The sequence below is a fragment of the Phenylobacterium composti DSM 19425 genome (assembly GCF_059568645.1).
In genome coordinates this window covers 110,667-137,650 of the sequence record NZ_JCANTT010000019.1, presented here as the reverse complement: position 1 = coordinate 137,650, position 26,984 = coordinate 110,667, and the positions used below count along the sequence as shown (strand labels likewise).

The 26,984-nt window shown below is 69.6% G+C and carries 29 protein-coding genes and 3 tRNA genes; 19 read left to right on the top strand and 13 right to left on the bottom strand.

What is annotated here, in order from left to right:
* The 11 genes from BO64_RS15235 to BO64_RS15185 all read left to right on the top strand — a co-directional run bounded on the left by BO64_RS15235 (position 1) and on the right by BO64_RS15185 (position 7,868).
* Positions 1–1,221 carry an LL-diaminopimelate aminotransferase gene (locus tag BO64_RS15235; RefSeq protein ID WP_496404157.1) on the top strand — a complete coding sequence of 407 codons (1,221 nt, stop codon included), beginning with the start codon at positions 1–3 and terminating at the stop codon, positions 1,219–1,221.
* Positions 1,222–1,223: 2 nt separating this feature from the next.
* A complete protein-coding gene (locus tag BO64_RS15230) occupies positions 1,224–2,513 on the top strand; it encodes a homoserine dehydrogenase (protein ID WP_496404156.1) in 1,290 nt (429 codons plus the stop codon).
* Positions 2,514–2,573: 60 nt separating this feature from the next.
* Entirely contained in the window at positions 2,574–3,527 is a 954-nt protein-coding gene (gene glpX / locus BO64_RS15225; RefSeq protein WP_496404155.1) for a class II fructose-bisphosphatase, read from the top strand.
* Between the two features lie 75 nt (positions 3,528–3,602).
* Positions 3,603–5,393: a single-stranded-DNA-specific exonuclease RecJ gene (recJ, locus tag BO64_RS15220; RefSeq protein WP_496404154.1), complete on the top strand. Its 1,791-nt coding sequence runs from the start codon at positions 3,603–3,605 to the stop codon at positions 5,391–5,393.
* Between the two features lie 114 nt (positions 5,394–5,507).
* Positions 5,508–5,582 (top strand) — tRNA-Glu (locus BO64_RS15215).
* Positions 5,583–5,737: 155 nt separating this feature from the next.
* Positions 5,738–6,313, top strand: a complete 576-nt coding sequence (locus BO64_RS15210; protein WP_496404153.1) for a cold-shock protein — start codon at positions 5,738–5,740, stop codon at positions 6,311–6,313.
* A 23-nt stretch (positions 6,314–6,336) separates the two neighbouring features.
* Positions 6,337–6,852, top strand: coding sequence for a DUF192 domain-containing protein (locus BO64_RS15205; RefSeq protein WP_496404152.1), 516 nt, complete (start codon positions 6,337–6,339; stop codon positions 6,850–6,852).
* Position 6,853: 1 nt separating this feature from the next.
* The gene (locus BO64_RS15200) at positions 6,854–7,270 is read left to right on the top strand and encodes a PaaI family thioesterase (protein WP_496404190.1); all 417 of its coding nucleotides are present in this window, start codon (positions 6,854–6,856) and stop codon (positions 7,268–7,270) included.
* A 71-nt stretch (positions 7,271–7,341) separates the two neighbouring features.
* Positions 7,342–7,418: transfer RNA gene (locus BO64_RS15195), tRNA-Pro, on the top strand.
* Between the two features lie 37 nt (positions 7,419–7,455).
* Positions 7,456–7,764: an ETC complex I subunit gene (locus BO64_RS15190; protein WP_496404151.1), complete on the top strand. Its 309-nt coding sequence runs from the start codon at positions 7,456–7,458 to the stop codon at positions 7,762–7,764.
* A 27-nt stretch (positions 7,765–7,791) separates the two neighbouring features.
* Positions 7,792–7,868: transfer RNA gene (locus tag BO64_RS15185), tRNA-Arg, on the top strand.
* A 135-nt stretch (positions 7,869–8,003) separates the two neighbouring features.
* On the opposite strand, the gene arsH is transcribed toward BO64_RS15185, so the two are convergent.
* The 5 genes from arsH to BO64_RS15160 are packed head-to-tail and all read right to left on the bottom strand — an operon-like array spanning position 8,004 to position 11,113.
* A complete protein-coding gene (arsH, locus tag BO64_RS15180; RefSeq protein ID WP_496404150.1) occupies positions 8,004–8,720 on the bottom strand; it encodes an arsenical resistance protein ArsH in 717 nt (238 codons plus the stop codon).
* A complete protein-coding gene (gene arsB, locus BO64_RS15175; RefSeq protein WP_033450605.1) occupies positions 8,720–9,775 on the bottom strand; it encodes an ACR3 family arsenite efflux transporter in 1,056 nt (351 codons plus the stop codon). Before arsB ends, arsH begins: the two co-directional genes overlap by 1 nt.
* A 9-nt stretch (positions 9,776–9,784) precedes the next feature.
* Complete coding sequence (gene arsC, locus BO64_RS15170; RefSeq protein WP_024846003.1) at positions 9,785–10,210, bottom strand: arsenate reductase (glutaredoxin); 426 nt, start codon at positions 10,208–10,210, stop codon at positions 9,785–9,787.
* Positions 10,211–10,218: 8 nt separating this feature from the next.
* Positions 10,219–10,758 carry an arsenate reductase ArsC gene (locus tag BO64_RS15165; RefSeq protein ID WP_496404149.1) on the bottom strand — a complete coding sequence of 180 codons (540 nt, stop codon included), beginning with the start codon at positions 10,756–10,758 and terminating at the stop codon, positions 10,219–10,221.
* Entirely contained in the window at positions 10,751–11,113 is a 363-nt protein-coding gene (locus BO64_RS15160; protein WP_033450788.1) for an ArsR/SmtB family transcription factor, read from the bottom strand. Before BO64_RS15160 ends, BO64_RS15165 begins: the two co-directional genes overlap by 8 nt.
* 276 nt (positions 11,114–11,389) lie before the next feature.
* On the opposite strand from BO64_RS15160, the gene BO64_RS15155 reads away from it, so the two are divergent.
* From BO64_RS15155 to BO64_RS15145, 3 genes are all read left to right on the top strand, one after another.
* A complete protein-coding gene (locus BO64_RS15155; RefSeq protein WP_496404148.1) occupies positions 11,390–11,875 on the top strand; it encodes an OsmC family protein in 486 nt (161 codons plus the stop codon).
* Positions 11,876–11,973: 98 nt separating this feature from the next.
* On the top strand, positions 11,974–12,174 hold the full coding sequence (locus BO64_RS15150; RefSeq protein WP_496404147.1) for a hypothetical protein: 201 nt from the start codon (positions 11,974–11,976) through the stop codon (positions 12,172–12,174).
* A gap of 54 nt (positions 12,175–12,228) precedes the next feature.
* On the top strand, positions 12,229–13,038 hold the full coding sequence (locus BO64_RS15145; protein WP_496404146.1) for a pseudouridine synthase: 810 nt from the start codon (positions 12,229–12,231) through the stop codon (positions 13,036–13,038).
* Here BO64_RS15145 and BO64_RS15140 read toward each other — a convergent pair.
* The 4 genes from BO64_RS15140 to metC form a co-directional block, all read right to left on the bottom strand.
* Positions 12,983–14,392, bottom strand: coding sequence for an NAD-dependent succinate-semialdehyde dehydrogenase (locus BO64_RS15140; protein WP_496404145.1), 1,410 nt, complete (start codon positions 14,390–14,392; stop codon positions 12,983–12,985). The two genes, BO64_RS15145 and BO64_RS15140, sit on opposite strands and share 56 nt — an antisense overlap.
* Positions 14,385–15,197: a kinase gene (locus BO64_RS15135; protein ID WP_496404144.1), complete on the bottom strand. Its 813-nt coding sequence runs from the start codon at positions 15,195–15,197 to the stop codon at positions 14,385–14,387. The genes BO64_RS15140 and BO64_RS15135 overlap by 8 nt, the downstream gene beginning before the upstream one ends.
* 74 nt (positions 15,198–15,271) lie before the next feature.
* Positions 15,272–16,264, bottom strand: coding sequence for an SDR family oxidoreductase (locus BO64_RS15130; protein WP_496404143.1), 993 nt, complete (start codon positions 16,262–16,264; stop codon positions 15,272–15,274).
* A gap of 69 nt (positions 16,265–16,333) precedes the next feature.
* Positions 16,334–17,521, bottom strand: a complete 1,188-nt coding sequence (gene metC / locus BO64_RS15125; protein ID WP_496404142.1) for a cystathionine beta-lyase — start codon at positions 17,519–17,521, stop codon at positions 16,334–16,336.
* 82 nt (positions 17,522–17,603) lie between these two features.
* Between metC and BO64_RS15120 the strand changes: the two genes are divergently transcribed.
* Positions 17,604–18,698, top strand: a complete 1,095-nt coding sequence (locus tag BO64_RS15120) for an amino acid ABC transporter substrate-binding protein (RefSeq protein ID WP_496404141.1) — start codon at positions 17,604–17,606, stop codon at positions 18,696–18,698.
* On the opposite strand, the gene BO64_RS15115 is transcribed toward BO64_RS15120, so the two are convergent.
* The 4 genes from BO64_RS15115 to BO64_RS15100 form a co-directional block, all read right to left on the bottom strand.
* Positions 18,695–19,111 (bottom strand): GNAT family N-acetyltransferase, encoded by a 417-nt coding sequence (locus BO64_RS15115; protein ID WP_496404189.1) that lies wholly within the window; start codon positions 19,109–19,111, stop codon positions 18,695–18,697. The two genes, BO64_RS15120 and BO64_RS15115, sit on opposite strands and share 4 nt — an antisense overlap.
* 84 nt (positions 19,112–19,195) lie before the next feature.
* Positions 19,196–20,038 (bottom strand): 3-mercaptopyruvate sulfurtransferase, encoded by an 843-nt coding sequence (gene sseA, locus BO64_RS15110; RefSeq protein ID WP_496404140.1) that lies wholly within the window; start codon positions 20,036–20,038, stop codon positions 19,196–19,198.
* 19 nt (positions 20,039–20,057) lie between these two features.
* Complete coding sequence (locus BO64_RS15105) at positions 20,058–21,059, bottom strand: cysteine synthase A (RefSeq protein WP_496404139.1); 1,002 nt, start codon at positions 21,057–21,059, stop codon at positions 20,058–20,060.
* 46 nt (positions 21,060–21,105) lie between these two features.
* Complete coding sequence (locus BO64_RS15100; protein ID WP_496404138.1) at positions 21,106–22,317, bottom strand: class I SAM-dependent methyltransferase; 1,212 nt, start codon at positions 22,315–22,317, stop codon at positions 21,106–21,108.
* 154 nt (positions 22,318–22,471) lie between these two features.
* Here BO64_RS15100 and kdsA point away from each other — a divergent pair, with 154 nt between their 5' ends.
* The 4 genes from kdsA to BO64_RS15080 are packed head-to-tail and all read left to right on the top strand — an operon-like array spanning position 22,472 to position 26,981.
* On the top strand, positions 22,472–23,329 hold the full coding sequence (gene kdsA, locus BO64_RS15095) for a 3-deoxy-8-phosphooctulonate synthase (RefSeq protein WP_496404137.1): 858 nt from the start codon (positions 22,472–22,474) through the stop codon (positions 23,327–23,329).
* Between the two features lie 34 nt (positions 23,330–23,363).
* Positions 23,364–24,833, top strand: a complete 1,470-nt coding sequence (gene rfaE2, locus BO64_RS15090) for a D-glycero-beta-D-manno-heptose 1-phosphate adenylyltransferase (RefSeq protein ID WP_496404188.1) — start codon at positions 23,364–23,366, stop codon at positions 24,831–24,833.
* On the top strand, positions 24,830–25,831 hold the full coding sequence (rfaD, locus tag BO64_RS15085) for an ADP-glyceromanno-heptose 6-epimerase (RefSeq protein ID WP_496404136.1): 1,002 nt from the start codon (positions 24,830–24,832) through the stop codon (positions 25,829–25,831). Before rfaE2 ends, rfaD begins: the two co-directional genes overlap by 4 nt.
* A gap of 13 nt (positions 25,832–25,844) precedes the next feature.
* Positions 25,845–26,981 carry a DUF3089 domain-containing protein gene (locus BO64_RS15080; RefSeq protein ID WP_496404135.1) on the top strand — a complete coding sequence of 379 codons (1,137 nt, stop codon included), beginning with the start codon at positions 25,845–25,847 and terminating at the stop codon, positions 26,979–26,981.
* Positions 26,982–26,984 lie beyond the last annotated feature (3 nt).

The following is a 26,984-nucleotide window of genomic DNA, read 5'->3' as shown; positions in this document are numbered from 1 at the left end:
ATGACTCCGGAATTCCATCGCATTCGACGCCTGCCTCCCTACGTTTTCGAGGAGGTCAACAAGATCAAGAGCCGCCTGCGCGGCCAGGGCGTCGACATCATCGACTTCGGCATGGGCAATCCCGACATGCCGACGCCGAAGCACATCGTCGACAAGCTGATCGAGACCGCCCGCGACCCGAAGGCCGGGCGCTACTCCGCCTCCAAGGGCATTCCCGGCCTGCGCAAGGCCATGGCCGGCTATTACGAGCGCCGGTTCGGGGTGAAGCTGAACCCTGACACCGAGGTGATCGCCACCCTCGGCTCGAAGGAGGGCTTCGCCAACCTGGCCCAGGCCCTGACCGCCCCGGGCGACGTGATCGTCTGCCCGAACCCGGCCTATCCGATCCACGCCTACGGCTTCATCATGGCCGGCGGGGTGATCCGCCACGTCGCGGCGCCGTCGCCCGAGGAGTACCTGGCCGGGATCAGCCGGGCGGTGAAGCACTCGGCGCCGCCGCCCAGCGTGCTGATCGTCAGCTATCCCTCGAACCCGACCGCCCAGTGGGTGGACCTCGACTTCTACAAGGAGGTCATCGCCCTGGCGAAGAAGCACGAGATGCTCGTGCTGTCGGACATCGCCTATTCGGAGATCTACTTCGAGAACAACCCGCCGCCGTCGATCCTGCAGGTCGAAGGCGCCAAGGACATCGCCGTCGAGGTCAATTCGCTGTCCAAGACCTACGCCATGGCCGGCTGGCGGGTCGGCATGGTGGTGGGCAACGAGCGCATGTGCTCGGCCCTGGCCCGGGTGAAGTCCTACCTCGACTACGGCGCCTACACCCCGATCCAGGTGGCGGCGGCTGCGGCGCTGAACGGGCCGCAGGACTGCGCCGACGAGATCCGGGCGATCTACAAGAGCCGCCGGGACACCCTGATCGACGCCATGAAGCGGGCCGGGTGGGACATTCCCGCCCCGCCGGCCTCGATGTTCGCCTGGGCCCCGCTGCCCGAGCAGTACAAGGAGGCGGGCTCGATGCTGTTCTCCAAGCTGCTGGTGGAAGAGGCGGGCGTGGCCGTCGCCCCGGGGATCGCCTTCGGCGAGTATGGCGAGGGCTATGTGCGGATCGGCCTCGTGGAGAACGAGCAGCGCATCCGCCAGGCCGCCCGCAACGTGAAGAAATTCCTGTCGAACGCCGACGAGATCCTGGGACGGGCGCACAACGCGCTCGCTGCACAATAGTCATGGCTGAGAAGACCTGGCGCCTTGGCGTCGCGGGGCTGGGCACCGTCGGCGCCGGCCTGCTGAAATTCCTGGGCGAGCACCCCGACTTCGCGCCGGCGGGCGGCCGGGCCGTGGTGACGGGCGTCTCGGCGCGCTCGCGCTCGCGGCCCCGTCCGGTGGACATCTCGAACCTTGCCTGGTTCGACGATCCGGTGGCCCTGGCCCTGTCGGACGAGACGGATGTGTTCGTCGAGCTGATCGGCGGCTCGGACGGCCCGGCCAAGGCCGCCGTGGAGGCGGCCCTGAACGCCGGCAAGCCTGTGGTCACCGCCAACAAGGCGCTGATCGCCGAACATGGGGCCGAGCTCGCCGCCCTGGCCGAGGCCAAGGGCGCGCCGCTGCTGTTCGAGGCGGCGGTGATGGGCGGCGTCCCGGCGGTGAAGATGGTCCGCGAGGCCCTGGTGGGCGACGAGATCCAGTCGATCGCGGGCATCCTCAACGGCACCTGCAACTACATCCTGACCGAGATGGAAGCCTCGGGCCGCTCATTCGCCGAGGTGCTCTCCGAGGCCCAGCGGCTGGGCTACGCCGAGGCCGACCCGACCATGGACGTCGGCGGCTTCGACGCGGCCCACAAGATCAGCATCCTGGCGGCCCTGGCCTTCGGCTGCGCCCCCAACTATGCGGCCGCCGAGATCGAGGGCATCGACCAGGTGGACCTGCTCGACATCCACATGGCCAGGGACCTGGGCTACCGGATCAAGCTGGTCGCCTCGGCCGACCGCTCGGGCGAGGGCGTGCTGGTGCGGGTGCATCCGTCCCTGGCGCCCCTGAACCATCCGCTGGCCCAGGCAGGCGGGGCGCTCAACGCCCTGTTCATCGAAGGGACGCGCGTGGGGCGGATCTTCGTGCAGGGCGCGGGCGCCGGGGCGGGCCCCACCGCCGCCGCCGTGGCCGCCGACATCGCCGACGTGATGGCCGGCGCCGTCCGGCCGGTGTTCCAGGCGCCGGCGGCGTCGCTGCGGCCGTTTGAACCCGTGGACCCGTCCAAGAGCCTCAGCCGCGCCTATCTGCGCTTTACGGTAAAGGACGAACCGGGCGTGATCGCCGCGGTTTCCGAGACCCTGGCCGAGGCGGGGGTCTCCATCGAGAGCTTCCTGCAGAAGCCGGTGGAGAACGCCACGGGCGTGCCGATCGTTCTGACCACCCACGCGGTGGCCGAATCGGTGCTGATGGCGGCCATCGACCGCATTGCGGGCCTGCCCGCGGTGCTGGAGACGCCGAGAATGTTGCGGATCGCCCGCATCTAAGGCTGACGACGCACGCGCCTTCCGCTAAGGCGCTCGCCAACAGGCTGGAGACGCTACGGAATGAGTTCTGAACGGCTGGATCGCGGGCTGGTGCTGGACGCTGCCCGTGTGACCGAGATCGCCGCCATCGCGGCGTGGAAACTGGTGGGCCGCGGCGACGAGAAGGCCGCCGACCAGGCCGCCGTCGACGCCATGCGCACTGCGCTGAACGATCTCGACATCGACGGCGAGATCGTGATCGGCGAGGGCGAGCGCGACGAGGCGCCGATGCTCTACATCGGCGAGAAGGTCGGCAAGGGCAAAGGCGCCAAGATCGACATCGCCCTCGACCCGCTGGAAGGCACCACCCTGACGGCCAAGGCGATGGCCAACGCCCTGGCGGTGATGGCCTGGGCGCCGAAGGGCACGCTGCTGAACGCGCCCGACACCTACATGGACAAGATCGCCTGCGGCCCGGGCTATCCGGCCAGAGTGATCGACCTCGACAAGAGCGCCGCCGAGAACGTGCAGGCCCTGGCCAAGGCCAAGGGCGTGCCGCCCGAGGAGATCACGGTCTGCGTGCTCGACCGTCCGCGGCACGCCGAGATCATCGCCTCGGTCCGCTCGGTGGGCGCCCGGGTGCACCTGATCACCGACGGCGACGTGGCGGGGGTGATCAACACCGCCGACCCCGAGACCGGCATCGACCTCTACATGGGCCAGGGCGGGGCGCCGGAAGGCGTGCTGGCCTGCGCGGCGCTGAAGTGCGTGGGCGGCCAGTTCCAGGGGCGCCTCGTGTTCCGCAACGCCGATGAGCGGGCGCGGGCGGCGCGGGTCGGCATCACCGACCTCGACAAGAAGTACGACCTGCACGAGATGGTCCGCGCCGATGCGATCTTCGCGGCCACGGGCGTGACCAAGGGCGCGCTGCTGGACGGCGTGCGCTTCTCGGGCGGCCATGTGCATACCCACACCATCGTCATGGACAGCGCCACCCAGACGGTGCGCGAAGTCCGCATGAAGCGGCCGGTCTGACGACCGCTTCAGACGTAGCCCACTGCGACCCTGCCGCCGCTGGCGACTCACACGCCGGCGGCGGATAGTGCGCGGATGGCGGACGGCGGCGGACAGTTGGGCTATCTGGGCGTTTCCCGCTCGCTTTCGGGCCGGGCCTGGCGTGAACGGCCAGCCTGTCCGGACCTGACCCGCCGCCACCAGCTCGCCCTCGGCCTGTCCGAGCCCCTGGCCCGCGCCCTGGCGGCGCGCGGCGTCGCCGACGGGCAGGGCGGCGACTACCTCAATCCCACGCTCAAGGCCCTGTGTCCCGACCCGTCGGCCTTCGCCGACATGGACCGGGCGGCCGAAATCCTGGTGAACGCCCTGGAGGCGAGGCGCCGGATCGTGGTCTTCGCCGACTATGACGTGGACGGCGCCTCGTCGGCGGCGCTGCTGGTGCGCTGGTTCCGGGCCATGGGCCAGGAGATCGCCATCTATGTCCCCGACCGCCTCACCGAGGGCTACGGCCCGTCGCCCGCCGCGTTCCGACGTCTGAAGGACGAGGGGGCCGAGCTGGTGGTCACGGTGGACTGCGGCGCGGCGGCTCACGACGCCCTGGCCTGCGCCGCGGAGATCGGCCTGCCGGTCGTGGTCATCGACCACCACCTGATGCGGCCGGGCGAGATCCCCAGGGTCGAGGCCCTGGTCAATCCGAACCGGCCCGACTGCGGCTCGGGGCAGGGGCATCTGGCCGCGGCGGGGGTCACCTTCGTCCTGCTGGCCGCCCTGAACCGGGAGGCGCGCCGGCGCGGCCTGGGGCCCGAGCCCGACCTGCGGGCCTGGCTCGACCTCGCCGCCATGGGCGCCATCTGCGACGTGACGCGCCTGACGGGCTTCAACAGGGCCTTGGCCGCCCAGGGCCTGAAGGTGATGTCCGGCTGGAAGAATCCCGGCCTGAAGGCGCTGATGCAGGTCTCCAAGGCCGCGGGCGCGGCCTCCACCTTCCATGTGGGTTTCCTGCTGGGGCCGCGAATCAACGCCGGCGGGCGGATCGGCCGCTCGGACCTGGGCGCGCGGCTGCTGTCGACGGACGATCCCCTGGAGGCCGAGGCCCTGGCCGCCGAGCTGGATGAGCTGAACGCCTCGCGCAAGCAGGTGGAGGCCGAGGTCCAGGATCAGGCCGTGGCCTGGATCGAGACCCAGAGCAACGAGGCCGACTCGCCCTGTCTGGTGGTGGCTCGGGAGGACTGGCACCCGGGCGTCATCGGCATCGTGGCCGGCCGCCTGCGCGAACGCTACCGCAAGCCCTGCATCGTCATCGGCATCGACCGGGCGGCGAACGTGGGCAAGGGCTCCGGTCGCTCGCAGCCGGGCGTGAATCTGGGGCAGGCGGTGCAGGCGGCCTATGAGGAGGGCCTGTTGCTGGCCGGGGGCGGGCACGCCATGGCGGCGGGCCTGTCGGTGCGGCCCGAGGCGATTCCCGAACTGCGGGCCTTCCTGTGCGAGCGCCTGGCCGCGGAACAGGCGGCGGCCGCGGCCGAGGACGGGCTGGAGATCGACGCCCTGGTGACCACCCGGGGCTGCGACCGGGCGCTGTGGACCGAGTTCCAGCGCCTGGCTCCATTCGGCCCCGGCAATCCGGAACCCACCTTCGCCGCCGCCGATGTGCGAATCGAACGACCCATGGCCCTCCGGGGCGGCCATATCCGCTGCACGCTCACCGACGGCTCGGGCGGGCGGCTCAAGGCCGTGGCCTGGCGGATGGCCGACACCGAGGCGGGCAAGCGCCTGCTGCAGGAGGGCGGCGCGGTGCATGTGGCCGGTCGGCTGAAGCCCGACGACTGGCAGGGGCGCGAGAGCGTCGAGCTGGAGATCGAGGACGTCGCGGACCCGCGCGCCGTCTAGAGCTCAGAGAACATGCGTAGCTTTCCACAGGGAAAAACGCGCTTCGCAGAATTTCCCGATCGGGAGCCTTGCGCGGCTGGGGGAGGGCGGATATAGAGCCGGCCTCGCGACTGCGGGCCCTTCGTCTATCGGTTAGGACGTCAGGTTTTCAACCTGAAAAGAGGGGTTCGATTCCCCTAGGGCCTGCCACGCGATCCTTCCCCACAAGCTGGTGAACCGGCCTGGTGAAACGGCCCGCGCGCAATCGTGCATGGCGATTGCCCATTGACGCCCTCGCGGTTACAAGAACAGTGTTATAGTTGGCCCGTCCGAATGTTTCCGGGGGAGATGGGGCCGAGGGGCGAATGGCTGTTTTTGAATTCGAGCAGGTGGACGCGCCAGCTCCCGTACGCATCACCGGCCGCGTCAAATGGTTCGACGCCGGGAAGGGCTATGGCTTCATCGTCCCTGATGATCCCGCACAGACCGATCTGAAGGACGTGCTGCTGCACGTCACCAGCCTACGCAACGCGGGGCGGGAGCATTGCCTGGAGGGCTCGCTGATCACCTGCGACGTCGTCCGCCGGCCCAAGGGCTGGCAGGTGGCCGAGGTGGTGGAGCTGGACGAGTCCACGGCCACGCCCGAGCGGCCGCGCCCTGACCATCCCCGCCGCGACGCTGGGGGCGGGACGCGGGCGGCGCGCCGGGTGCTGGAGCCCACAGGCCCGCTCGAGACGGCGAAGGTGAAGTGGTTCAACCGCGCCAAGGGCTACGGCTTCGTCATCCGCGACAGCCAGCCGGGCGACATCTTCGTCCACATCGAGACCCTGCGCCGCGCAGGCATGGAGGACCTCCAGCCGGGCGAGCATGTGATGGTCCGCTTCGCCGAAGGCCCGAAGGGGCTTGTTGTGGCCGAGATCGAAGCGTCTAGTCTGGGCTAGACGACCGCTTCGGAGCCTATCCCTTGAAACAAGGACCGACCGGCCCGCGCCTGCTGCTGGCCGCAGCCCTGCTGACCGCCGCGAGCCTTCCGGGCGCGGCCCTGGCCCAGCTGCCCCGGCAGGATCCCGCCAACTGCAAGGGCCAGCCCGAGCTCACCCCGCTGCAGCCGCTGTCGGTGACGACGGCCAAGGGCGTGTTCCGGTTCATGGTGGAGCTGGCCGACAGCCCGCGGGAGCGGGAGTACGGCCTGATGTGCCGCAAGGCCCTGGCGGCGGACCGGGGGATGCTGTTCCAGTTCTCGGCGCCTGGGCCGCAGGCGTTCTGGATGCGCAACACGCTCATCCCGCTGGACATCATCTATATCGGCGCGGACGGGCGGGTGGTCTCGATCGTGCGCAACGCCCGGCCGCTGGACGAGACGCCGCTTCCCTCGGGGCGTCCGGCCCAGTACGTGCTGGAGCTGGCCGGGGGCCGGGCGGCCGAGATCGGGCTCCTGCCGGGCGACAAGGTGCAGCACCAGGTGATTCCCGTTGGATGATGTGATTCCCGAGCCCCCGGAGGGGTTCGTCCGTTCTGAGCTGCGCGGCCCGTTCTCCACCCACAATGGCCCTTGCTTCCACCGGGTGGGCGGTGATCCCGGAACGGTGGGGCAGGCGTTCTTCGCCCTGCCCAGGCACGCCAACGGCCTTGGCCTGGTGCATGGCGGGATGCTCAGCGCCTTCATGGACGGTCTGCTGGCCATGGCCGTGGGGCGCGGCACCGGGCAGGTGGCCATGACCATCCACCTCTCCATCGATTTCCTGCACATGGCCCGGCTGGGCGAATGGGTGATCGGCGAGGCGCGGATGACCCGGGCCACCAAGGACATCGGCTTCGCCGAAGGGGTCGCCCGCTCGCGCGGCGTGGACCTCGTGCGGGCCTCCGGGGTGTTCAAGTTGATGGCGCGGCGCAGCTAGAGAGCCCCCTTGGCGTCAGTTGGGTTTGCGGAAATCCTGAAACGCCCATATTGCAGGGCCTCCGACGCGTCCGGGGCGTAGCGCAGCCTGGTAGCGCATCTGCTTTGGGAGCAGAGGGTCGCAGGTTCAAATCCTGCCGCCCCGACCAGCGTTGGGGCTGAGAGTTAGACGACTGGGATCAGAGCATGCTCGCGCGCATCTTCCGCCCCGCCAAGACCGCCATGCAGTCGGGGCGCGCCAAGACCAAGGACTGGGTGCTCGAGTTCGAACCCAAGGACGCGCGCCGGCCCGACCCGCTGATGGGCTGGACCCAGACCTCGGACACCGAGAGCAGCCAAGTCCGGCTGACCTTCGACAGCAAGGAAGACGCCGTGCGCTATGCCGAGCAGCACGGAATCGCCTTCCAGCTCATCGACCCCAAGCCGGCCAAGCGGATCATCAAGGCCTACGCCGACAACTTCGCGTTCGGCCGCAAGGTCCCCTGGACCCACTGAGGACCGCCCGCCTGGGGAGAGCCATTCGCGCCCGTAGCTCAGCTGGATAGAGCACCTGCCTTCTAAGCATGTGGTCGCAGGTTCGAATCCTGCCGGGCGCGCCACGCTCCGCCGATTGCCCTCTACGGTGCGCTATGGCCGCCGATCACCGCCGATTACCCTATCGGCTGAAGATTACATCAAAGCCGCCGATAGCCCGCTACAGTACGAGAACAGTGGCCGCGTCGTCACAAGTCTGGTCAGGTCGCGGTCGTCAGATTCACCCGCCGCGACAAGGCTTCGCCGCTTTCTTTTCGCTCGGAATAGCGATCCGTCAGGTAGGACGACACGTCGCGTGTCAGCAGCGTGAACTTGACCAATTCCTCCATCACGTCGACGACCCGGTCGTAGAACGATGACGGTCTCATCCGGCCTGCCTCGTCGAACTCCTGATATGCTTTGGCGACGGAGGACTGGTTGGGGATCGTGATCATCCGCATCCAGCGCCCGAGCACACGCATCTGATTGACGGCGTTGAAGCTCTGCGAGCCGCCGGAAACCTGCATGACGGCAAGTGTCCGGCCCTGCGTCGGCCTTACCGCGCCGACCGAAAGAGGAATCCAGTCGATCTGCGCCTTCATCACCGCGCTCATGGCACCGTGACGTTCCGGGCTAGTCCAGACTTGCCCCTCCGACCAGAGCGAAAGCTCGCGCAGTTCCTGTACCTTGGGATGATCGATGTCGGCTCCGTCCGGCAGCGGCAGGCCGTGTGGATCGAAGATGTGCGTTTCCGCCCCGAAATGTTTCAGCAGACGCTCGGCCTCGAATGTCAGGAAACGGCTGTAGGATCGCTCGCGGAGCGAGCCGTAAAGCAGCAGGATACGCGGCGGATGGGTAGAGGGGTCGGCTACGCGCAGCCGATCAAGGCTGGGAGTATCAACACAGCCGGCATCGAGATTGGGAAGATCGTCCGGCATCAACGCAGTTCTTTCGCGAGTTCGGATACCTTGCCGCCACGCTCATACCAGCCTTTGGAGCGGTTCACGATCCAGACGACCGAAAGCATCACCGGCACTTCGATCAGCACACCGACAACGGTGGCGAGCGCCGCGCCTGAGTGGAAGCCGAACAGGCTGATGGCGGCAGCAACCGCCAGTTCGAAGAAATTCGACGCACCGATCAGCGCCGAGGGGCCAGCCACGCAATGCTGTTCGCCGGCCATCCGGTTAAGCAGATAGGCAAGGCCGGAGTTGAAATAGACCTGAATCAGGATCGGCACAGCCAGCAGGCCGATGATCGCGGGCTGCGCGATGATCTGCTCGCCCTGAAAGCCGAACAGCAGAACCAGCGTCGCCAGCAGGGCGACGAGGGAGGCCGGGCCGAGCTTTGCGAGCAGGCGGTCAAGCGCCGCCTGCCCACCGCTCGCCAGCATCCGGCGACGGATGATCTGCGCGATGATAACGGGAATGACGATGTAGAGCACGACCGACAGGACCAGTGTGCCCCATGGCACGGTGATGGCTGACAGGCCCAGCAGCAGGCCGACGATCGGCGCGAAGGCGACAACCATGATGGCGTCGTTGAGGGCAACCTGGCTCAAGGTGAAATGCGGTTCGCCTTTCGTCAGGTTCGACCAGACGAACACCATGGCCGTGCAGGGTGCGGCGGCAAGGATGATGAGGCCGGCAATGTAGCTGTCGATCTGGTCCGCCGGCAGATAGGGGCGGAACAGCCCGCCGATGAACAGCCATCCCAGCAGCGCCATCGAGAACGGCTTCACAGCCCAGTTGATGAACAGCGTCACGCCGATGCCGCGCCAGTGGCGGCCGACCTCGCCCAGTGCTGCGAAGTCGATCTTGAGCAGCATGGGGATGACCATCAGCCAGATCAGCACGGCGACGGGCAGGTTGACGCTGGCAATTTCCATCGCGCCGATGGCCTGAAATGCGCCCGGCAGGAAGTGGCCGAGCGCGATGCCAACGACGATGCACAATGCGACCCAGAGGGTGAGATAGCGTTCGAAGGTAGACATGCAATTCCCTCAGGTCGTGGCCACGCGCCGACCGTGTTCGTCGATCACCCGCTCGCCATCTTCCTTGACGAACGCGCCGCGCTGCGGCGGCAACAGGTCGAGCACGTCCTCGGACGGCCGGCAGAGCTTGACGCCCTTCGGACTGACGACGATGGGTCGATTGATCAGGATGGGATGCGCCATCATGGCGTCGAGCAACTGCGCGTCACTCAAAGCCGGGTCGCCAAGGCCCAGTTCCGCATAGGGCGTGCCCTTCTCGCGCAGCAGTTCCCGCACCGATATGCCCATGCGCGCAATAAGTCGGGTCAGCATCTCGCGCGACGGCGGTGTCTTCAGATATTCGATGACATGCGGCTCGACGCCCGCATTGCGGATCATCGCCAGCGTGTTGCGCGAGGTGCCGCAATCGGGATTGTGATAGATGATGACGTCCATGGCCGGCTTCACGCTGCGCTGTTGCGTGGAGACGACGCGCCATCGGACTGGCCGATCTCGGTCAGTTTGGTGCGCAGCGACGCCTTGTCGAGACTGGCGACCGGCAGGGACGTGAAAGCCGAGATGCGGTTCTTCAAGAAGCGGAAGGCCGCAACGAAGGCGGCTTCCTTCTGGATATCCGGTCCATCGACGGCGGCCGGATCTTCGATACCCCAATGAGCGGTCATGGGCTGGCCGGGCCAGACCGGGCAGGCTTCGCCGGCAGCGTTGTCGCAGACGGTGAACACGAAATCCATGACAGGCGCGTCAGGCCCCGCAAACTCCTCCCAACCCTTCGAGCGGAAGCCTTCAGAGGGGTAGTCGAAACTCTTCAATACCTTCAGCGCGAAGGGATTGATCGTCCCCTTCGGTTGCGAACCCGCAGAGAAGGCGCGAAAGCGACCCTCGCCATCCTTGTTCAGGATACTTTCCGCGAGGATCGAGCGTGCCGAGTTGCCGGTGCATAGGAACAGGACGTTGAAGACGCGATGCTCTTGTCCGTCAGACATGGGAGGTTCCTTTCGTGGGTTCGCAACAGGAAGACAGCGCGGCCATTGCCGGATTGCAGACCTCCGGGTGGCCCTGACAGCAATCGCGCATAAGGAATTCGACGAGACCGGCCAGCGTGGTCAGCGCGGCGCTGTAGATGATCGACCGCCCGTCACGGCGGGACTCGACAAGCCCGGCCTGTTCGAGATGGCTCAGATGAAACGACATACGGGACGAAGATGCGCCATCCATCGCTTCGCCGATTGCTCCGGCCGACATGCCTTCCGGGCCGGCAGTCACCAGCAGCCGGACGATGCGCAACCTCGTCTCTTGCGAGAGTGCGGCAAAGGCATGGAGGGCTTGCTTCTCGTTCATCATTATCTCAACAATTCAAGAATCATTGAGATAATGACTACGCCAAAGCTGTGCCGTAGGCCAGCGGAAATTCTCGACGGCCTAACAGAGCGAGGCTGCGTTAGCGGCCTTGCCAGCCTTAAGGAGGGCTGTGGAGGGGAATAGCGTAGACAAAGTTGTCATCATCACCCGGCGCGGCGCGCCACTCCCTAGGGATTTCCGCTCACCGCCGGCATGGAGCTTGCGGGCGGTTGGGCGTACCGATGGCGGGTCCGCCGCAGCTCGAAGGACCGCGCCATGCCCCACGATCACGATCCCGACACCGTGACCGTCACCGAGACGGGCGTTGGCCGCTTCCAGGTGGAGGTGCTCGCCGGCGGGGCGACGTTCCTCGCCGATGAGCCCGTGGAGGTCGGCGGCCTGGGCTCGGGACCCAATCCCTACGATCTTCTGGCCTCGGCCCTGGGCGCCTGCACCAGCATGACCATGCGCCTCTACGCCGAACGGAAGGGCTGGCCGCTGGAGCGGGCCACCGTCCGGGTGCTCCACCGGCGCACGCCGGAGGGTCGGGACCGTTTCGCCCGGGAGGTGACCCTGGAGGGGCCGTTGAGCGAGGAGCAGCGCCGGCGGCTGCTGGAGATCGCCGAGCGCTGCCCGGTCCACCGGACGCTGGAGGGCCGCTCGCAGATCATCACCGTGGCCGCAGCCCCGCCGGACCTCGCGGCCCTGGAGCGTTCGGGCCTGGCCCACATGGCGGCCATGGAGGAGGCCTGCGCGGAATAACTCCCGCTAAATGGTGAAAAACCTCCACCATTCGCCTCGACTTCGCCGCAGACTCGGCCGCCCATCCGGACTCTAGGCGTGAGACGAGGAGGCCTGCCATGAGCGACGCGACCTATGTGTCCTTCGTGCCGCGCGCCAAGAGCGTGAAGCTGCGCCAGGTGCTGGAAGGCGAAGACACCGGACCGATCCGCTGGAGCGAAAAGCGGGGGCTGTTCGGCAGCGAATTCTACTTCTCCGGGCCCTCGGAACTGGCCCGGAAGACCCACGCCTACATCACCGCCTGGCTGGCCAGGGGCTGAGGCGCCGGCCACAGCCGCTTGCCCTCGGCGTCCGAGGCCCCCTACAGACGGGCGATGGCCTGGACACGGCGATACGACGAGCCCGAACCGCAACGGGTGAACAAGTGGCTGGCGCAGAGCGGCGTGTGCTCGCGCCGCGAGGCCGAAGCCCTCATCGCGGGCGGGCTGGTGAGCATCGACGGCGAGACCGTCAGCGACGCCGGACGCAAGATCCTTCCCGGCCAGACCCTGACCCTCGCCGACCGCGCCGCCAAGGCGCTGACGGGCTTCACGGCGGTGCTCAACAAGCCGGTGGGCTACGTCTCGGGCCAGCCCGAACCGGGGCACATCCCGGCGGTGCGGCTCCTGACCCGGGCCAATCTCCACGGCGCGGGCGAGCCGCCGGCGCCGAACGCCAGCCTGCCGCCCCTGGGCCGCCTGGACGAGGACAGCCGGGGGCTGCTGATCCTCTCGGACGATGGCGTGCTGGCCAAGGCGGTGATCGGCCCCGAGAGCGACCTCGACAAGGAGTACATCGTCCGGGTGGCCGGCCAGTTGGACGAGCGCAAGCTGGCCCGGCTGCGGCACGGCCTGGAGCTGGACGGCCGCAAGCTGAAACCGGCCAAGGTCTCGGTGATCGAGGGCGCCACCCTCCGCTTTGTGCTGAAGGAGGGCCGCAAGCGCCAGATCCGCCGGATGTGCGACCTGGTAGGCCTGCGGGTGGTGGACCTCCTGCGGGTGCGGATCGGCCCCCTGCGGCTGGGCGACCTGCCGGAAGGACGCTGGCGCCCACTGAGCCCCGCCGAGCGCGAGGCGATGATCCGGGCCTCTATTCCATCCGGTCCGAGGTCGGCGCCGAAGCCACCAGCACGGACTTCACGTTGACGAATTCGCGGATGCCGAAGGCGGTGAGTTCGCGGCCGTAGCCCGAGTGCTTCACCCCGCCGAAGGGCAGACGCACGTCCGAGCGAACGTTCTGGTTCACAAAGCTCATGCCCGCGTCCAGGGCGTCGGCGGCGATCCGCTCGCCTCGGGCGAGGTCGCCGGTGAGGACGCCTGAGCCCAGGCCGAATTCGCTGTCGTTGGCGATGCGGATGGCCTCGGCCTCGTCGGCCGCCTCGATGACCGCGGCCACCGGGCCGAACACCTCCTCGCCATAGGCCGCCATGCCGGGCTTCACGCCCGCCAGCACCGTGGGAGGATACCAGGCGCCGGGCCGCTCGGGGATCTGGCCGCCGGTGAGCAGGCGCGCGCCCGCCTCGACGCTGCGCCGGACCTGATCGTGGACCGCGTCCCGGTCGGCGACCCGCACCAAAGGCCCGAGCCGGGTCCCTTCGGCCCGGGGATCGCCCATCTCATAGGCCTCCATTTCGCGCACCAGGGCCTGTTCGAACGCCTCCCGGACCGAGGTCAGCACCACGAAGCGCTTGCCGGCGATGCAGCTCTGGCCCGCATTCACCATCCGGGCCTGTGCGGCCACCTTGGCGGCGGCGGCGATGTCGGCGTCGTCGAGGACCAGATAGGCGTCGCTGCCGCCCAGCTCGAGCACGGCCTTCTTCAGCACCGCCCCGGCCTGGGCCGCCACCTGCCGGCCCGCGGCGACGCTGCCGGTGAGGCTGACGGCGGCGATGGCCGGATCCTCGATCAGCGCCTTCACCCCATCGCTGGGGATCAGCACCGTGCGGAACACGTTGGCGGGGAAGCCGGCGGCCTTGAACACCTCCTCGATGGCGAGGGCCGAACCGGGGACGTTGGAGGCGTGCTTCAAGACCGCCGTGTTTCCCGCCATCAGGGCCGGAGCGGCGAAGCGGAAGACCTGCCAGAACGGGAAGTTCCAGGGCATCACCGCCAGGACGGTCCCCAACGGCCGGTAGACCACCTGGGCCTTCACGGCGCCCGGGAAATCCACGGGCTCCTCCGCGAGGTAGGCCTCGGCGCGTTCGGCGAACCAGTCGCAGGCGCCGGCGCACTTTTCCACCTCAGCCCGGCCGTCGGCCAGCACCTTGCCCATCTCGGCGCACATCAGCTCGGCGAACTCGTCGGCCCGCTGGCGCAGGACGGCCGCGGCCGCGCGCATCAGCCCGGCCCGGGTCTCGAAGGACGTGGCGCGCCAGGCGGGGAAGGCCGCATGGGCCGCCCGGGCGATCTCCAGGGCCTCGGCCGGGGCGTGGCCCTCGTAGCGGGGGCCGGGCTCGCCCGTGGCGGGATCGACGGTCTGAAAGGCGGGACGGTCAGTCATGGAAACCTCCAGCGGCGAGGCGCACGCCGACGACGCGGCGCTCGGCGTCGAGCTCAAAGACCATATCGGCGCGGGGCGGGGCGTCCGCCAGGAGCCAGCGGGTGAGACGTTCGTAGTAGGCGACGAAGCGGGCCACCTGGGCGTCGGTCATGCCGCGTCCCGTGCGGGCGCGCAGCTTGGCCTCCTGCTCGGTGCGCCAGGCCTGCACCACTTCGAAACCGGGCGGCTCCAGCAGGGCGAAGAGATCGAGGCGGCCAAAGAGCGCCTGATACGGCCCTGCCAGCTGGGCGTTCACATAGGCCCGCCAGGCTCCGTCGGCGTCTTCCTCGGCCTCCATGGCGTTCACCGGGCGGGCGAGGTCGGTCCGGGGCTGCGGCCGGGCGCCGACGCACCAGCCCTCGAAAATCACCACCTCCACCGGCCCTTCCACCGTGCGCCACTGGGCCTGGGGCCTGCGCTCGTCGGTGGCCTTGTCGAAGGCGGGCAGGGACGTGGCCCCGGGGCGGGCGAGGGCGTCCAGCACGTCGCAGGCCATGGCCACGTCATGCGTGCCCGGCGGGCCGCGGGTGGCGAGCAGGGGGCTGACCTGGCCCGCCAGCCAGGCCCGGGCCTCGCGGCCGAGGTAGAAGTCGTCCAGGGAGACGGCCATGGCGGAGCGCCCGGCCTGCTCCAGCAGCTTCACGGTGGCCGCCGCGATGGTGGACTTGCCTGACCCCTGAGCCCCGCACAGGCCCACCACGGCGCGGCCGCGCACCTCGGCCAGGCGCGCGGCGCGGTCGGCGAGGGGCCGGCAGACCCGCTCCACCGTCTCGGCGAAGCGCGCCGGAAGCTGCTCCGCCGCCAGGAACTGATCGAGCCAGGCTTCGATGGGCCGTCCCTTCAGTAGCCGCCGATCACCGGCAGGATTTCGCCCGTGATGTAGCTGGCCGTCTGGGGCGAGGCCAGGAAGACGAAGGCCGGCGCCAGCTCCTCGGGCTGGGCGGGACGGCCCATGGGCGTGTCCTTGCCGAACTCCGGGGTCTTGTCGGGCTTGTCGGCGGGATTGAGCGGCGTCCAGACCGGCCCGGGCGCCACGGCGTTCACCCGCACGCCGCGCTTGATCAGGCTGCCGGCCAGGGAGCGGGTGAAGGCGTGCACCCCGCCCTTGGTCATGGAGTAGTCGAGGAGCTCCTTGGAGCCTTCGAGCCCGGTGACCGAGCCGCAGTTGACGATGGAGCCGCCGGCCTTCAGGTGCGGCGCGGCGGCCTTGGCCATGTTGAAATAGCCGTAGAGGTTGGTCTTCAGCGTCCGGTCGAAGTGGTCGTAATCGATGTCCTCGATGGCGGCGGCGTGCATCTGGAAGGCGGCGTTGTTGACCAGCACGTCCAGCTTGCCGAAGGCCTCCAGGGTCTGGCGCACGGCCGCCTCGGCATAGGCCGGGTCCGAGACATCGCCCGGCAGCAGGATGGCGCGTCGGCCCTCGGCCTCCACCGCGGCCTTGGTGACCTCGGCGTCCTCGTGCTCCTCAAGATAGGCGATGGCCACGTCCGCGCCTTCCCGGGCGAACAGGACGGCCACGGCGCGCCCGATCCCGGAATCGGCGCCGGTGATCAGGGCGGCGAAGCCCTCCAGCTTGCCCGAGCCCCGGTAGTAGGGGGCGTACCACATGGGCCGCAGGGACAGGTCGCTCTCCAGGCCCGGCTTCTCCAGGCTCTCCCGGGGCAGCGGCGGGACCGGATAGGCCCGCGCGCCGGTCTGAGGCGGCGGCTCGTCATCCTTGACCTGGAACGAACGAGCCTCCCTGGCCTCGATGCGGTCCTGGATCTCGCGCTCGTGGTCGGCGACGCGCTCGGCCCGCCGTTCGGCGTCGGGCCCGGTGTTCGGCTCGCTCATGCGTCCGTCTCCTCTGAAGGGTTCGGCGGAGCAATCCGGCAGGGCGGCGGGAGTTCCGGGCCCCGAGCGTCAGCCGGCGAGTTTTGCGTAGGCGTCGAGGCCGCGGCGGAGGTCCGCGATCAGGTCGTCGGGGCTCTCCAGGCCGATGTGCAGGCGCACCAGCGGCCCGCCATAGTCCCGGGGCAGGCGGCGCTGCGCGAGCTGCGGATCGCAGGGGATCGCCAGGCTTTCGAAGCCGCCCCAGGAGAAGCCGAGGCCGAAAATCTGCAGGGTGTTAAGGAGGGCGTCGACGGCCGCCCGTGGCGCGGGCTTGAGGGCGAAGGCGAAGAGGCCGCAGGTCCCCGTATAGTCCCGCGCCCAGATGTCATGCCCCGGGCAGCCGGGCATCGCGGGATGGAGCAGGCTCCCAACCTCGGGCTGGGTCTGGAGCCAGGTGGCGACCTTGAGGCCGGCTTCGCCGTGGGCGGCCAGGCGCATGGGCAGGGTGCGCAGCCCGCGGAGCATCAGATAGGCGTCGTCGCCCGACACCGACCAGCCGACATTGACGATCCCGTCCTCCAGCGCCCGCACCAGCTTGGGATCGCGGGCCGCGGCTGAGCCCATGAAGACGTCGGAGTGGCCGCCGACGTACTTGGTGAGCGCCTGGAGCGAAATGTCGACCCCATGCTCCAGGGGGCGGAACAGAAAGCCCGCGCCCCAGGTGTTGTCGATGGCCGTCAGGATGCCGCGCTCCCGGGCGAGAGCGGCGATGCGGGGCACGTCCTGCATCTCGAAGGTGAGCGAGCCCGGGCTCTCCAGCAGGATCAGCCGCACGGCGGGCGAGGCGGAGGCGACCAGGGCTTCCGGCGCGGCGCAGGCGTCGTAGTAGGTGACCTTCACGCCGTAGCGGGCCAGGACCTTGTCGCAGAACCGGCGGACGGGCTTGTAGACCGTGTCCACCACCAGCACCTCGTCGCCGGCCGAGAGCAGGGCGAGGAGCGCGCCGGTGACGGCCGCCAGGCCCGACGGATAGAGCGTGACGCCCGCCGCGCCCTCCATGGCCGCCAGGGCCTCCTTCAGCGCCGTCTGGGCCGAGAGCCCGCCGCGGCCGTAGGTGACGCAGCCGCCCTCGTCATAGATGGCCGCGGCGTCCGGCAGCAGGACAGTGGAGCCCCGCTGGATCGGCGGCCCCACGGTCCGGCAGAGCGGGCCTTGCCCGGTGGCCACGTGGATCAGGCGGGTGGTGTCGGAGGCACCGGAAAGAGGTCCGGAGGACATGCGGGGTTGCGGCCTTGGACGACGCTGGCGAAAGTGCCGTCCGCTCTTAGACCTCCGACTTTCTCCGATTCAAGGAGTAGGAATGATCCGGCTGGCGCCGATGGCCGCCCTGGCGCTTTGCCTCGCAGCCTGTGAGGCCCGACAGGCGCCTGAACCCGCCAAGCCCCCGCCTCAGCCGCAGGCGGTCACCCAGGCGCCGGACTATGCGGCGGCGGAGAGCCCGACGCTCAAGGCGGTCCAGGCGCGGGGGTATTTGATCTGCGGCGTCCATCCGGCGTTGCCGGGTTTCGCCCTGCGGGACGCGCGCGGGGAATGGCGCGGCTTCGACGTGGACATCTGCCGGGCGATCGCCGCGGCGGTGCTGGGCGATGCGGCCAAGGTGCAGTTCACCACCATCGACGGCGCGGACCGCTTCTCGGCCCTCAAGGCCGGGCGGATCGACGTGCTGTCGCGCAACACCTCCCTGACCCTCTCGCGGGACGTGGGCCTCGGGGTGGCCTTCCCGGTGACCACCTACTACGACGGCCAGGGCTTCCTCACCCGCCGGGCCCTGGGCCTGGCCAGCGCCGAGGAACTGGGCGGGGCCCGGATCTGCGTTCAGGCCGGGTCGGCCAGCGAGGCCAATCTCGCCGACTTCTTCCGGGCGCGCGGCCTGCGCTACCGGGCCGTGGTGACCCCCAGCGAGGCCGAGGCGCGGCAGCGATACGAGGCTGACGAATGTGACGCCTTCAGCGCGGATATCTCAGCCCTGGCCGCGTCGCGCTCGCTGCTGAACAATCCCGGCGCCCACGAGATCCTGCACAACGTCATCTCCAAGGAGCCCCTCGGCCCCGTAGTGCGGCAGGACGATCCGGCCTGGGCCGACATCGTCGCCTGGACGGTGCGGGCGCTGATCCTCGCCGAGGAACTGGGCCTGAGCTCGCGGACGGTGGAGCAGGCCAGGGATACGGCCACCGACCCGGAAACGCGGCGCCTGCTGGGCGTGGAGGGCGACCTCGGCGCCTTGCTCGGCCTGGAGCCTGACTGGGCCTATCAGGCCATCCTGCAGGTAGGCGCCTATCACGAGCTGTTCCGGCGCGACCTCGGGGCGGATTCGCCCCTGAAGCTGGACCGGGGCCTCAACGCCCTGTGGTCGGCGCCCAAGCCCGGCCTGATGTACGCCCCGCCGATCCGCTAGAGGCGCTTGATCATGGCGCAACGGTCGGGCCAGCCCAGCGCCAGCTCGTGGTCATGGACGGCCCGCAGGCCCGCCGGCATGGCTTCGGGGGCGACCTCCACGAAACCCTGGGCGGCGTAGAAGGGCCCGTTCCAGGCCACCGCGCGGAAGGTGGTCAGCGACAGGAGCCGGAAGCCGCGCTCGCGGGCCCAGGCCTCCGCGGCGGCGAGCAGGCGGCGGCCGATGCCGCGCCCCTGATGATCGCGCCGCACCTGCAGCTGTTCGACATGCGGCCGGTCGTCGTCGGCAAGCGCCCCGAGGAAGCCCAGCGGCCGGCCTTGTTCCTCGGCGACCCACAGGCGTCCGTCCGCCAGATGCGCGCGCCAGGAGTGGCCGGGCGAGACCTCGGTGAGGAACGCGGCTGGAACATCCAGGCCCAGGAAGGCCCGGGCGGCGGACCGCTCGATGCCGGGCAGGTGAGGCAGGTCGCTTTCGCGCGCTTGGCGGATCTCGATGGATCAGGCTCCGGTGACGACGGCGGTGTCGGGGCGGCCCCCCCATTCCGTCCAGGAGCCATCATAGACCGCCACGTCGTCCCGGCCCAGGCGCGCCAGGCCCAGGGCCAGGACCGCGGCGCTGACGCCAGAGCCGCAGGTGGTGACGACCGGGCGGGCAAGGTCGATCCCCGCGCCCTCGAAGGCCAGGCGCAGCTCGCCCTCGGACTTCAGGACCCCGTCCTCGTTGACGATGGCTGCGAACGGCAGGTTGCGCGCCCCCGGCATGTGGCCCGAGCGCAGGCCGGCCCGGGGCTCGGGCGCCTCGCCGCGGAAGCGGGCTGCGGCGCGGGCGTCGAGGAGCTGGGCGTCGCCGCGCTCCAGGTGGGCCTGGACAGCAGCCAGGTCCCGCACCAGCTCGGGGCGGAAGGCCGGATCGAGGTCGACCGCGGCGAGGGCGGGCGCATCGCTGACCACGGGCCGGCCTTCGGCGCGCCACTTCTTGAGGCCGCCATCGAGGACGAAGACCCTCTCAAAGCCCATGACCCGCAGGGTCCACCACACCCGCGGCGCCGAGAAAAGGCCGAGGGCGTCGTAGACCACGACCGTACGGTCCCGCGACAGGCCGAGCGCCCCGGCCGCCCGGGCGAAGGCCTCGGGGGCCGGCAGCATGTGCGGCAGGCCGCTTTCCTTGTCGGCGATCTCGTCGATGTCGAAGAACACTGCGCCGGGGATGTGCGCCTCGGCATATGATCCGTGGCCCGTACGCGGATCGTCCGGCATGAACCAGCTGGCGTCCACAACCCTCACGTCGGCGTCGTCGAGATGCTCGGCCAGCCAGCCGGTGGACACCATCGGGTCGCTCATCCGTCGCTCCTCAGGGCGGCTAGGCCAGCCAGCGCGGACAGGGCAGCCCCTTCTCGCGCAGGAAGGCCGGGTTGAAGATCTTCGACTGATAGCGCTGGCCGTGGTCGCAGAGCACGGTGACGATGGTGTGGCCGGGTCCCAGGTCCTTGGCCATGCGGATGGCGCCGGCGACGTTGACTCCCGTGGAGCCGCCCATCACCAGGCCTTCGAACTCCATCAGGTCATAGATCGCCAGCAGCATCTCCTCGTCCGAGATGCGGTAGGCATGGTCGATCTTCAGGCCCTCGAGATTTGCGGTGATCCGGCCCTGGCCGATGCCTTCGCTGATCGAGCTGCCCTCGGCCTTCAGCTCGCCGTCGGTGTAGTAGCTGTAGAGCGCCGCCCCGTGGGGGTCGGCGAGGCCGATGGCCACGTCGGGCTTGCGCGCCCGCAGGGCCTCGGCGACCCCGGCCAGGGTGCCGCCCGAGCCCACGGCGCAGATGAAGCCGTCCACCTTGCCGTCGGTCTGGCGCCAGATCTCGGGGCCGGTGCCCTGCACATGGGCCTGGCGGTTGGCCACATTGTCGAACTGGTTGGCCCAGACCGCCCCGGCCGGCTCCTTCGCATCAAGTTCCGCCGCCAAACGGCCGGAATATTTCACGTAATTGTTCTCGTTGGCGTAAGGGACGGCGTCCACCTCCACCAGCTCGGCGCCATAGAGCCGGATGGCGTCCTTCTTCTCCTGGCTCTGGGTGCGCGGGATGACGATGGTGCAGCGATAGCCCAGGGCCTTGCCGACCATGGCGAGGCCGATCCCGGTGTTGCCGGCGGTGCCCTCGACGATCCGGCCGCCCGGCCGAAGCAGCCCCTTGGCCTCGGCGTCGCGGATGATGAACAGGGCCGCGCGGTCCTTCACCGACTGGCCCGGATTCATGAACTCGGCCTTGGCCAGAATCTCGCAACCGGTCAGCTCGCTGGCCCGGCGCAGGCGAATGAGGGGGGTGTTCCCGATGGCGTCCAGAACGCTGTTGGCGACTTGCATAGCCGCTAATTAGGCAAGGCGCGGCCGTTGCAACAGACAGAAAGCCTTAAGTCCGCGCCAAGGAGAGCTGAACGACGTTGATCCGGGAGGTCCGGAAGCCCGCCTCGCAGTAGGACAGGTAGAAGCGCCAGAGCTTGCGGAAGCGCTCGTCGAAGCCCAGGCGGCGAATCTCGTCCCAGGCGTCCTCGAAGCGGCGGGCCCATTCGGCCAGGGTGTCGGCGTAGTTCTGGCCGAAGCGCGAAATCCCGGCCCAGGACAGGCCCGCCTTGGCGGTTTCGGCCTTCAGCCGCGCCTCGGAGGGCAGCATCCCGCCGGGGAAGATGTACCTCTGAATGAAGTCGGCCCGCCGACGATAGCCGTCGAACAGCTCGTCGCGGATGGTGATGATCTGCAGGCCGGCCCGCCCGCCCGGGGCCAAGCTGTCGCGAATCTTGCCGAAGTAGGTGGGCCACCAGCGCTCACCCACCGCCTCGAACATCTCGATGGAGGCCACGCGGTCGAACTGGCCGTCCACGTCCCGGTAGTCCACGAGCCGGATGTCGGCCCGCTCGTTCAGGCCCTCGCGGAAGATGCGCTCCTTGGCGAAGCGGTACTGCTCCTCGGAGATGGTGATGCCGGTGACGCGGGCGCCCACCTCGCGGGCGGCGAACTCGGCGAAACCGCCCCAGCCGCAGCCGATCTCCAGGACATGCTGGCCGGGCTTCAGCTCCATGCTCTCGGCCAGGGTGCGGTACTTGCGCTTCTGGGCCTCGGACAGCGGCTCCCCGGGCTTTTCGAAACGGGCCGAGGAGTAGGTCATGGTGGGGTCCAGCCAACGGGAATAGAAGGCGTTCCCCAGGTCGTAGTGGGCGTGGATGTTCCGCCGCGAGCCAGCGCGGGTGTTGGGCCGCAGCAGGTGGTGGATGAAATGCACCGCCGACATCAGCGGATTGCCGCTGGCCACCTTGTCGATGCTGGAAAGGTTGAGGGCCAGGACCTCAAGCAGTGCCGAAAGGTCGGGCGTGTCCCATTCGCCGGCCATGTAGCCTTCGGCGAAGCCGATGTCGCCCGAGGCCAGGACCCGGCGCATGAATCGGTAGTCGCGGACGAGCAGCCGCCCTTTGGGGCCGGGCTCGGCGCCCGTCAGGCGCAGTTCGCGCCCGTCCGGCAGAACGAAGACCAGAACGCCAGCCTGCCACTGGCGCGCCAGAATGCGCGCGGCCGCCTTGAAGGCGGCGGGCGCACCACGAAGTTCCTGCATCGGCAGATCCACGCTCATGGTCGCTTCCCCCTAAGCGTCGCCGCAACGATAACACCGATCCGTCAGCCTGTGCGAATCCAGGCTCGCCCTGCGGCAGGCGCCGTCGGGCGGTGAGGGGTTGCGGCCTGCCGCAGCTTGCGCCACTCAGGCGCGCCCGACCCAAGGAGACGTCATGGCCGTCCTGAAGCTCGACCGCTGGAACCTCGCCATTGGCGACGGCCAACCGCTGACCGTCATCGCCGGCCTGAATGTGCTGGAGGACGCGGGCCTGGCGCTGGAGACCGCGCGGCATCTCAAGGCCGTCTGCGAGCGCCTGGGGCTGCCCTATGTGTTCAAGGCCAGCTTCGACAAGGCGAACCGCTCCTCGATCACCAGCTACCGCGGGCCGGGGCTCGAGGCGGGCCTCAAGATGCTCAAGGCCGTGAAGGACGAACTCGGCCTGCCGCTCTGCACCGACATCCACGAGCCCGACCAGGCGCAGCCCCTGGCCGAGGTCATCGACCTTCTGCAGATTCCGGCGTTCCTGTGCCGCCAGACCGACCTGGTGGTGGCCTCGGCCCGGGCGATCCATGCGGCGGGCGGCCTGCTGCATGTGAAGAAGGGCCAGTTCCTCGCTCCGTGGGACGCCAAGAACATCGTCTCCAAGGTGAAGGAGGCCGTGGGCGGCGCCGACATCACCATCCTCTGCGAGCGGGGCGCCTCGTTCGGCTACAACAACCTCGTGGTCGACATGCTGGGCATCGGCCAAATGAAGAAGCTGGGCGTCCCGGTGACCATCGATGCGACCCATGCGGTGCAGCTGCCGGGCGCCGACCCGCGCACCGGCGGGGCCTCCACGGGCGGTCGGCGCGAGGGGGTGGCGGTGATCGCCAAGGCGGCCGTGGTGTCCGGCGCCGACGGCGTGTTCCTTGAGTTCCACCCCGAACCCGACAAGGCCCTGTGCGACGGCCCGAGCTGCCTGCCCCTCGACAGCGCCGAGGCGCTGCTGGCCAAGCTCAAGGCCCTGCATGAAGTGGCCCGCGCGGCTTGACCCGCCCCACAAGCCGCCGCACACGCTGAACGCCATGGATCTGGCCGCACTCCAGCACCTCCTGGGCGAGGTCCCTGGCAAGCGGGTCGCCTGCGTGGGCGACCTGATGGTGGACCGGTTCGTCTATGGCGCGGTGAGCCGCATCTCGCCCGAGGCGCCGATCCCGGTCATGGCCCGCAGCCACGAGATCGTCATGCTCGGCGCGGCGGGGAACGTCGCCCGCAATGTGGCCGCCCTGGGCGGCTCGGTGGCCCTCGTCGGGGTGATCGGCGGCGACGCCGACGGCCATGAAGCCTCGCGCCTGATCGGCGAGGAGGCGGCGGTGCAGGGCTTCCTCGTCACCGATCCGACCCGCCCGACCACCCTGAAGACCCGCTTCGTCTCTGGCGGCCAGCAGCTCCTGCGGGTCGATCTGGAGGAGAGCCGTCCGGTGGACGGCGCCTGCGAGGCCGAGCTGGTCCGCACCATCCGCAAGGCCGCCCAGGGCGCAGGCGTGATCCTGCTCTCCGACTACGGCAAGGGCGTGGTGACCGACGCGGTGATCGCCGCCTGCCGCGAGGCCGCCGCAGCCACCGGCGCCAAGGTGGTGGTGGATTCCAAGGCCCGGTCCTTCGCCCGCTACGGCGAGGTGGACCTGATCAAGCCGAACGCCTCCGAGCTGGCCCACGCCACGGACCTGCCCACCGACACCGACGCCGAGGTGGAAGACGCCTTAGCCCGGGCGCTGGAGCTGTGGCCCGCCCGGGGCGTGATGGTGACCCGCGGCGGCAAGGGCGTCTCGCTGGCCCTGCGCGGCGAGCCGGTGCGGCATTTCCCCACCGTGGCCCGGGAGGTGTTCGACGCCTCGGGCGCCGGCGACACGGCCCTGGCGGCCCTGGGCCTGGCCCTGGCGGCAGAGGCGCCGCTGGAGACCGCCATCGCCTTCGCCCAGCTCGCCTCGGGCGTGGCGGTGGGCAAGGCGGGCACGGCCACGGTCAGCGCCGAGGAGCTCATCGAGGCGGCGCTCACCGCCCACATGGCCCCGGCGGAAGCCAAGATCGCCACCCCGCAACGGATGGTCGAGGAGGTCGCCCGCTGGCGGGCCCAGGGCCTGCGGGTGGGCTTCACCAACGGCTGTTTCGACATCCTGCACCGGGGGCACGTGGCCTATCTGGCCCAGGCCAAGGCCTGGTGCGACCGGCTCATCGTCGGCCTCAACTCCGACGCCTCGGTGCGAACCCTGAAGGGCGAGGGGCGGCCGGTGAACGACCTGGAGAGCCGGGCCCTGGTGCTCGCCGGCCTGCAGAGCGTCGACCTCGTCGCGCCCTTCGACGAGCTGACCCCTCTGAAGCTGATCGAGGCGGCCCGCCCTGACGTGCTGATCAAGGGGGCCGACTATTCCGAGGATCAGGTGGTGGGCGCCGCCGAGGTGAAGAGCTGGGGCGGGGAGGTGCGCCTCGCGACCCTCGTCGACGGCTATTCCACGACCGCCGCCATCGCGCGCATGAAGAAAGAGTCCATATGAGCCGCAAGATCGTCTTCGTCACCGGCGGCGCGGGCTTCATCGGCTCGAACATCGCCGCCAAACTGGCCGAGGACCGCAGCCTCGACGTGGTGGTCTGCGATCGCCTGCGCGAGGCCGAACTCGGCAAGTGGCGCAACATCGCCAAGCATCCGATCGGCGACTTCGTGGCCCCCGACGACATGTTCGACTGGCTGGAGAAGCGCTGGCGCGACGTGGAGATGGTGATCCACATGGGCGCCGTCTCGTCCACGACCGAACCCGACGCGGACAAGATCATCCATTCGAACTTCACCCTCAGCCGGGACCTGTTCCGCTGGTGCGCCGACCGGCAGCGGCGGCTGGTCTATGCGAGTTCGGCCGCCACCTACGGGGCTGGCGAATACGGCTTCGACGACGACAACAGCTACGAGGCCCTGGTCCGCCTGCGGCCGCTCAACACCTACGGCTGGTCAAAGGCCCTGTTCGACGTCTTCGCGGCCCGCCAGGCCTCGCGCGACTATGCGCCGCCGCAGTGGGTGGGGCTCAAGTTCTTCAACGTTTACGGGCCGAACGAGGAGCACAAGCACTCCATGAAGTCCGTGGCGGCCCAGATCTGGCCGCACGTGCGGGCGGGGCAGGGCGTGCAGCTGTTCAAGAGCTATCGCGACGACGTACCGGACGGCGGGCAGAAGCGCGACTTCGTCTATGTGCGCGACGTCGCCGACGTGACCCGCTGGCTGCTCGACAGCCCGCAGGTGAACGGGATCTTCAACCTCGGCAGCGGCCAGGCGCGGACCTTCGAGGACCTGGCCCGCAATGTCTTCGCCGCCGCCGGCAAGCCGGCGCAGATCGAGTACACCCCCATGCCGCCCGCCATCCGCGACAAGTACCAGTACTTCACCGAGGCGCGGATGGACCGGCTGTTCGAGGCCGGCTACCCCGGCAAGATGACCCCGCTGGAAGAGGGCATCGCCGACTATGTGGGCCGTTTCCTCAGCCAGCCCGACCCCTATCGCTAGGATGAGGCGCTAGATGGAGCGGGGTGGCCAGCCGCGCCGGCGTCGGTGGCTGACAGGCCTGTTCCTGGGCCTGGTGCTGCTGGTGGGCGCGGCGATCGGCTTCTACTGGGGCGACCTGCAGCAGACCGCCCTGGATCCCAAGGCGCCGTTCCAGACCTATGTGCCGCCGCCGGCGCCGGACTATTCAGAGCCGGAGTCCTGGTGGCTGCGGCCCCAGGCCGGGCCGCCGAACCGGACGGCGGACGTCTTCTTCATCGCCCCCACCACCTATGACGGCGGCCGACACTGGAACGCGCCGATCCACGACCCCGAGGCCGACCGCACGTTCCGTGAGGTGATGGCGCCCAACTATGTGGGGCCCTTCGTCAGCATCGGCCGGGTCTATGCGCCGCGCTACCGTCAGGCCAGCCTCTACAGCCTCCTGACCCTGCGCGAGGACGCCCGGGAGGCGCGCCGCTTCGCCTATGGGGACGTGGCCGAGGCCTTCCGCACCTATGTGCAGCGCGACAACGGCGGCCGGCCGTTCTTCATCGTCGGGGTGGAGCAGGGCGGCACCCTGGGCCTGCGCCTGTTGGAGGAGGAGGTGGCCCGCGACCCGGCCCTGCGCGCGCGTCTCGTGGCGGCCTACCTGATGGACACGGTGGCTCCCGCCGATCGCCCGCCGATCCCGCCGTGCGCGGCGCGCGACCAGGCTGGCTGCCTGGCGGCCTGGAGCCGGGTGGCCGAGGGCGAGTTCGACGCCGCCAAGCGCCGGCTGGACCGGGCCCTGGTGTGGAACGAGCGCGGCGACCTGGTGAACCTGACGCCCCGGCCGGCCCTCTGCTTCAATCCCGTGCTGGGGGCGGTCACCGACGCCCCGGCGCCGGCCCGCCTGCACCAGGGGGCCGCCAACGCCACGGGTCTGGAGTGGGGCGCCCGGCCGGCCTTCCTGGCCCGGCAGGTGAGCGCCCGCTGCGAGCACGGCGTGCTGCATGTGAGCCGGCCCAAGTCGGCCTCTCTGCGCAAGAGCGGCTCCTGGGCCGACCGCCGCAAGGCGCCGGGCTTCAATCTGTTCTACGCCGACCTCGAAACCGACGCGAAGGCCAGGCTCACGGCCTTCCAGGCGCGCCCGTCCGAGGCGGCCCCGCAAGACCAGCCCCCAGATCTCTAGAAA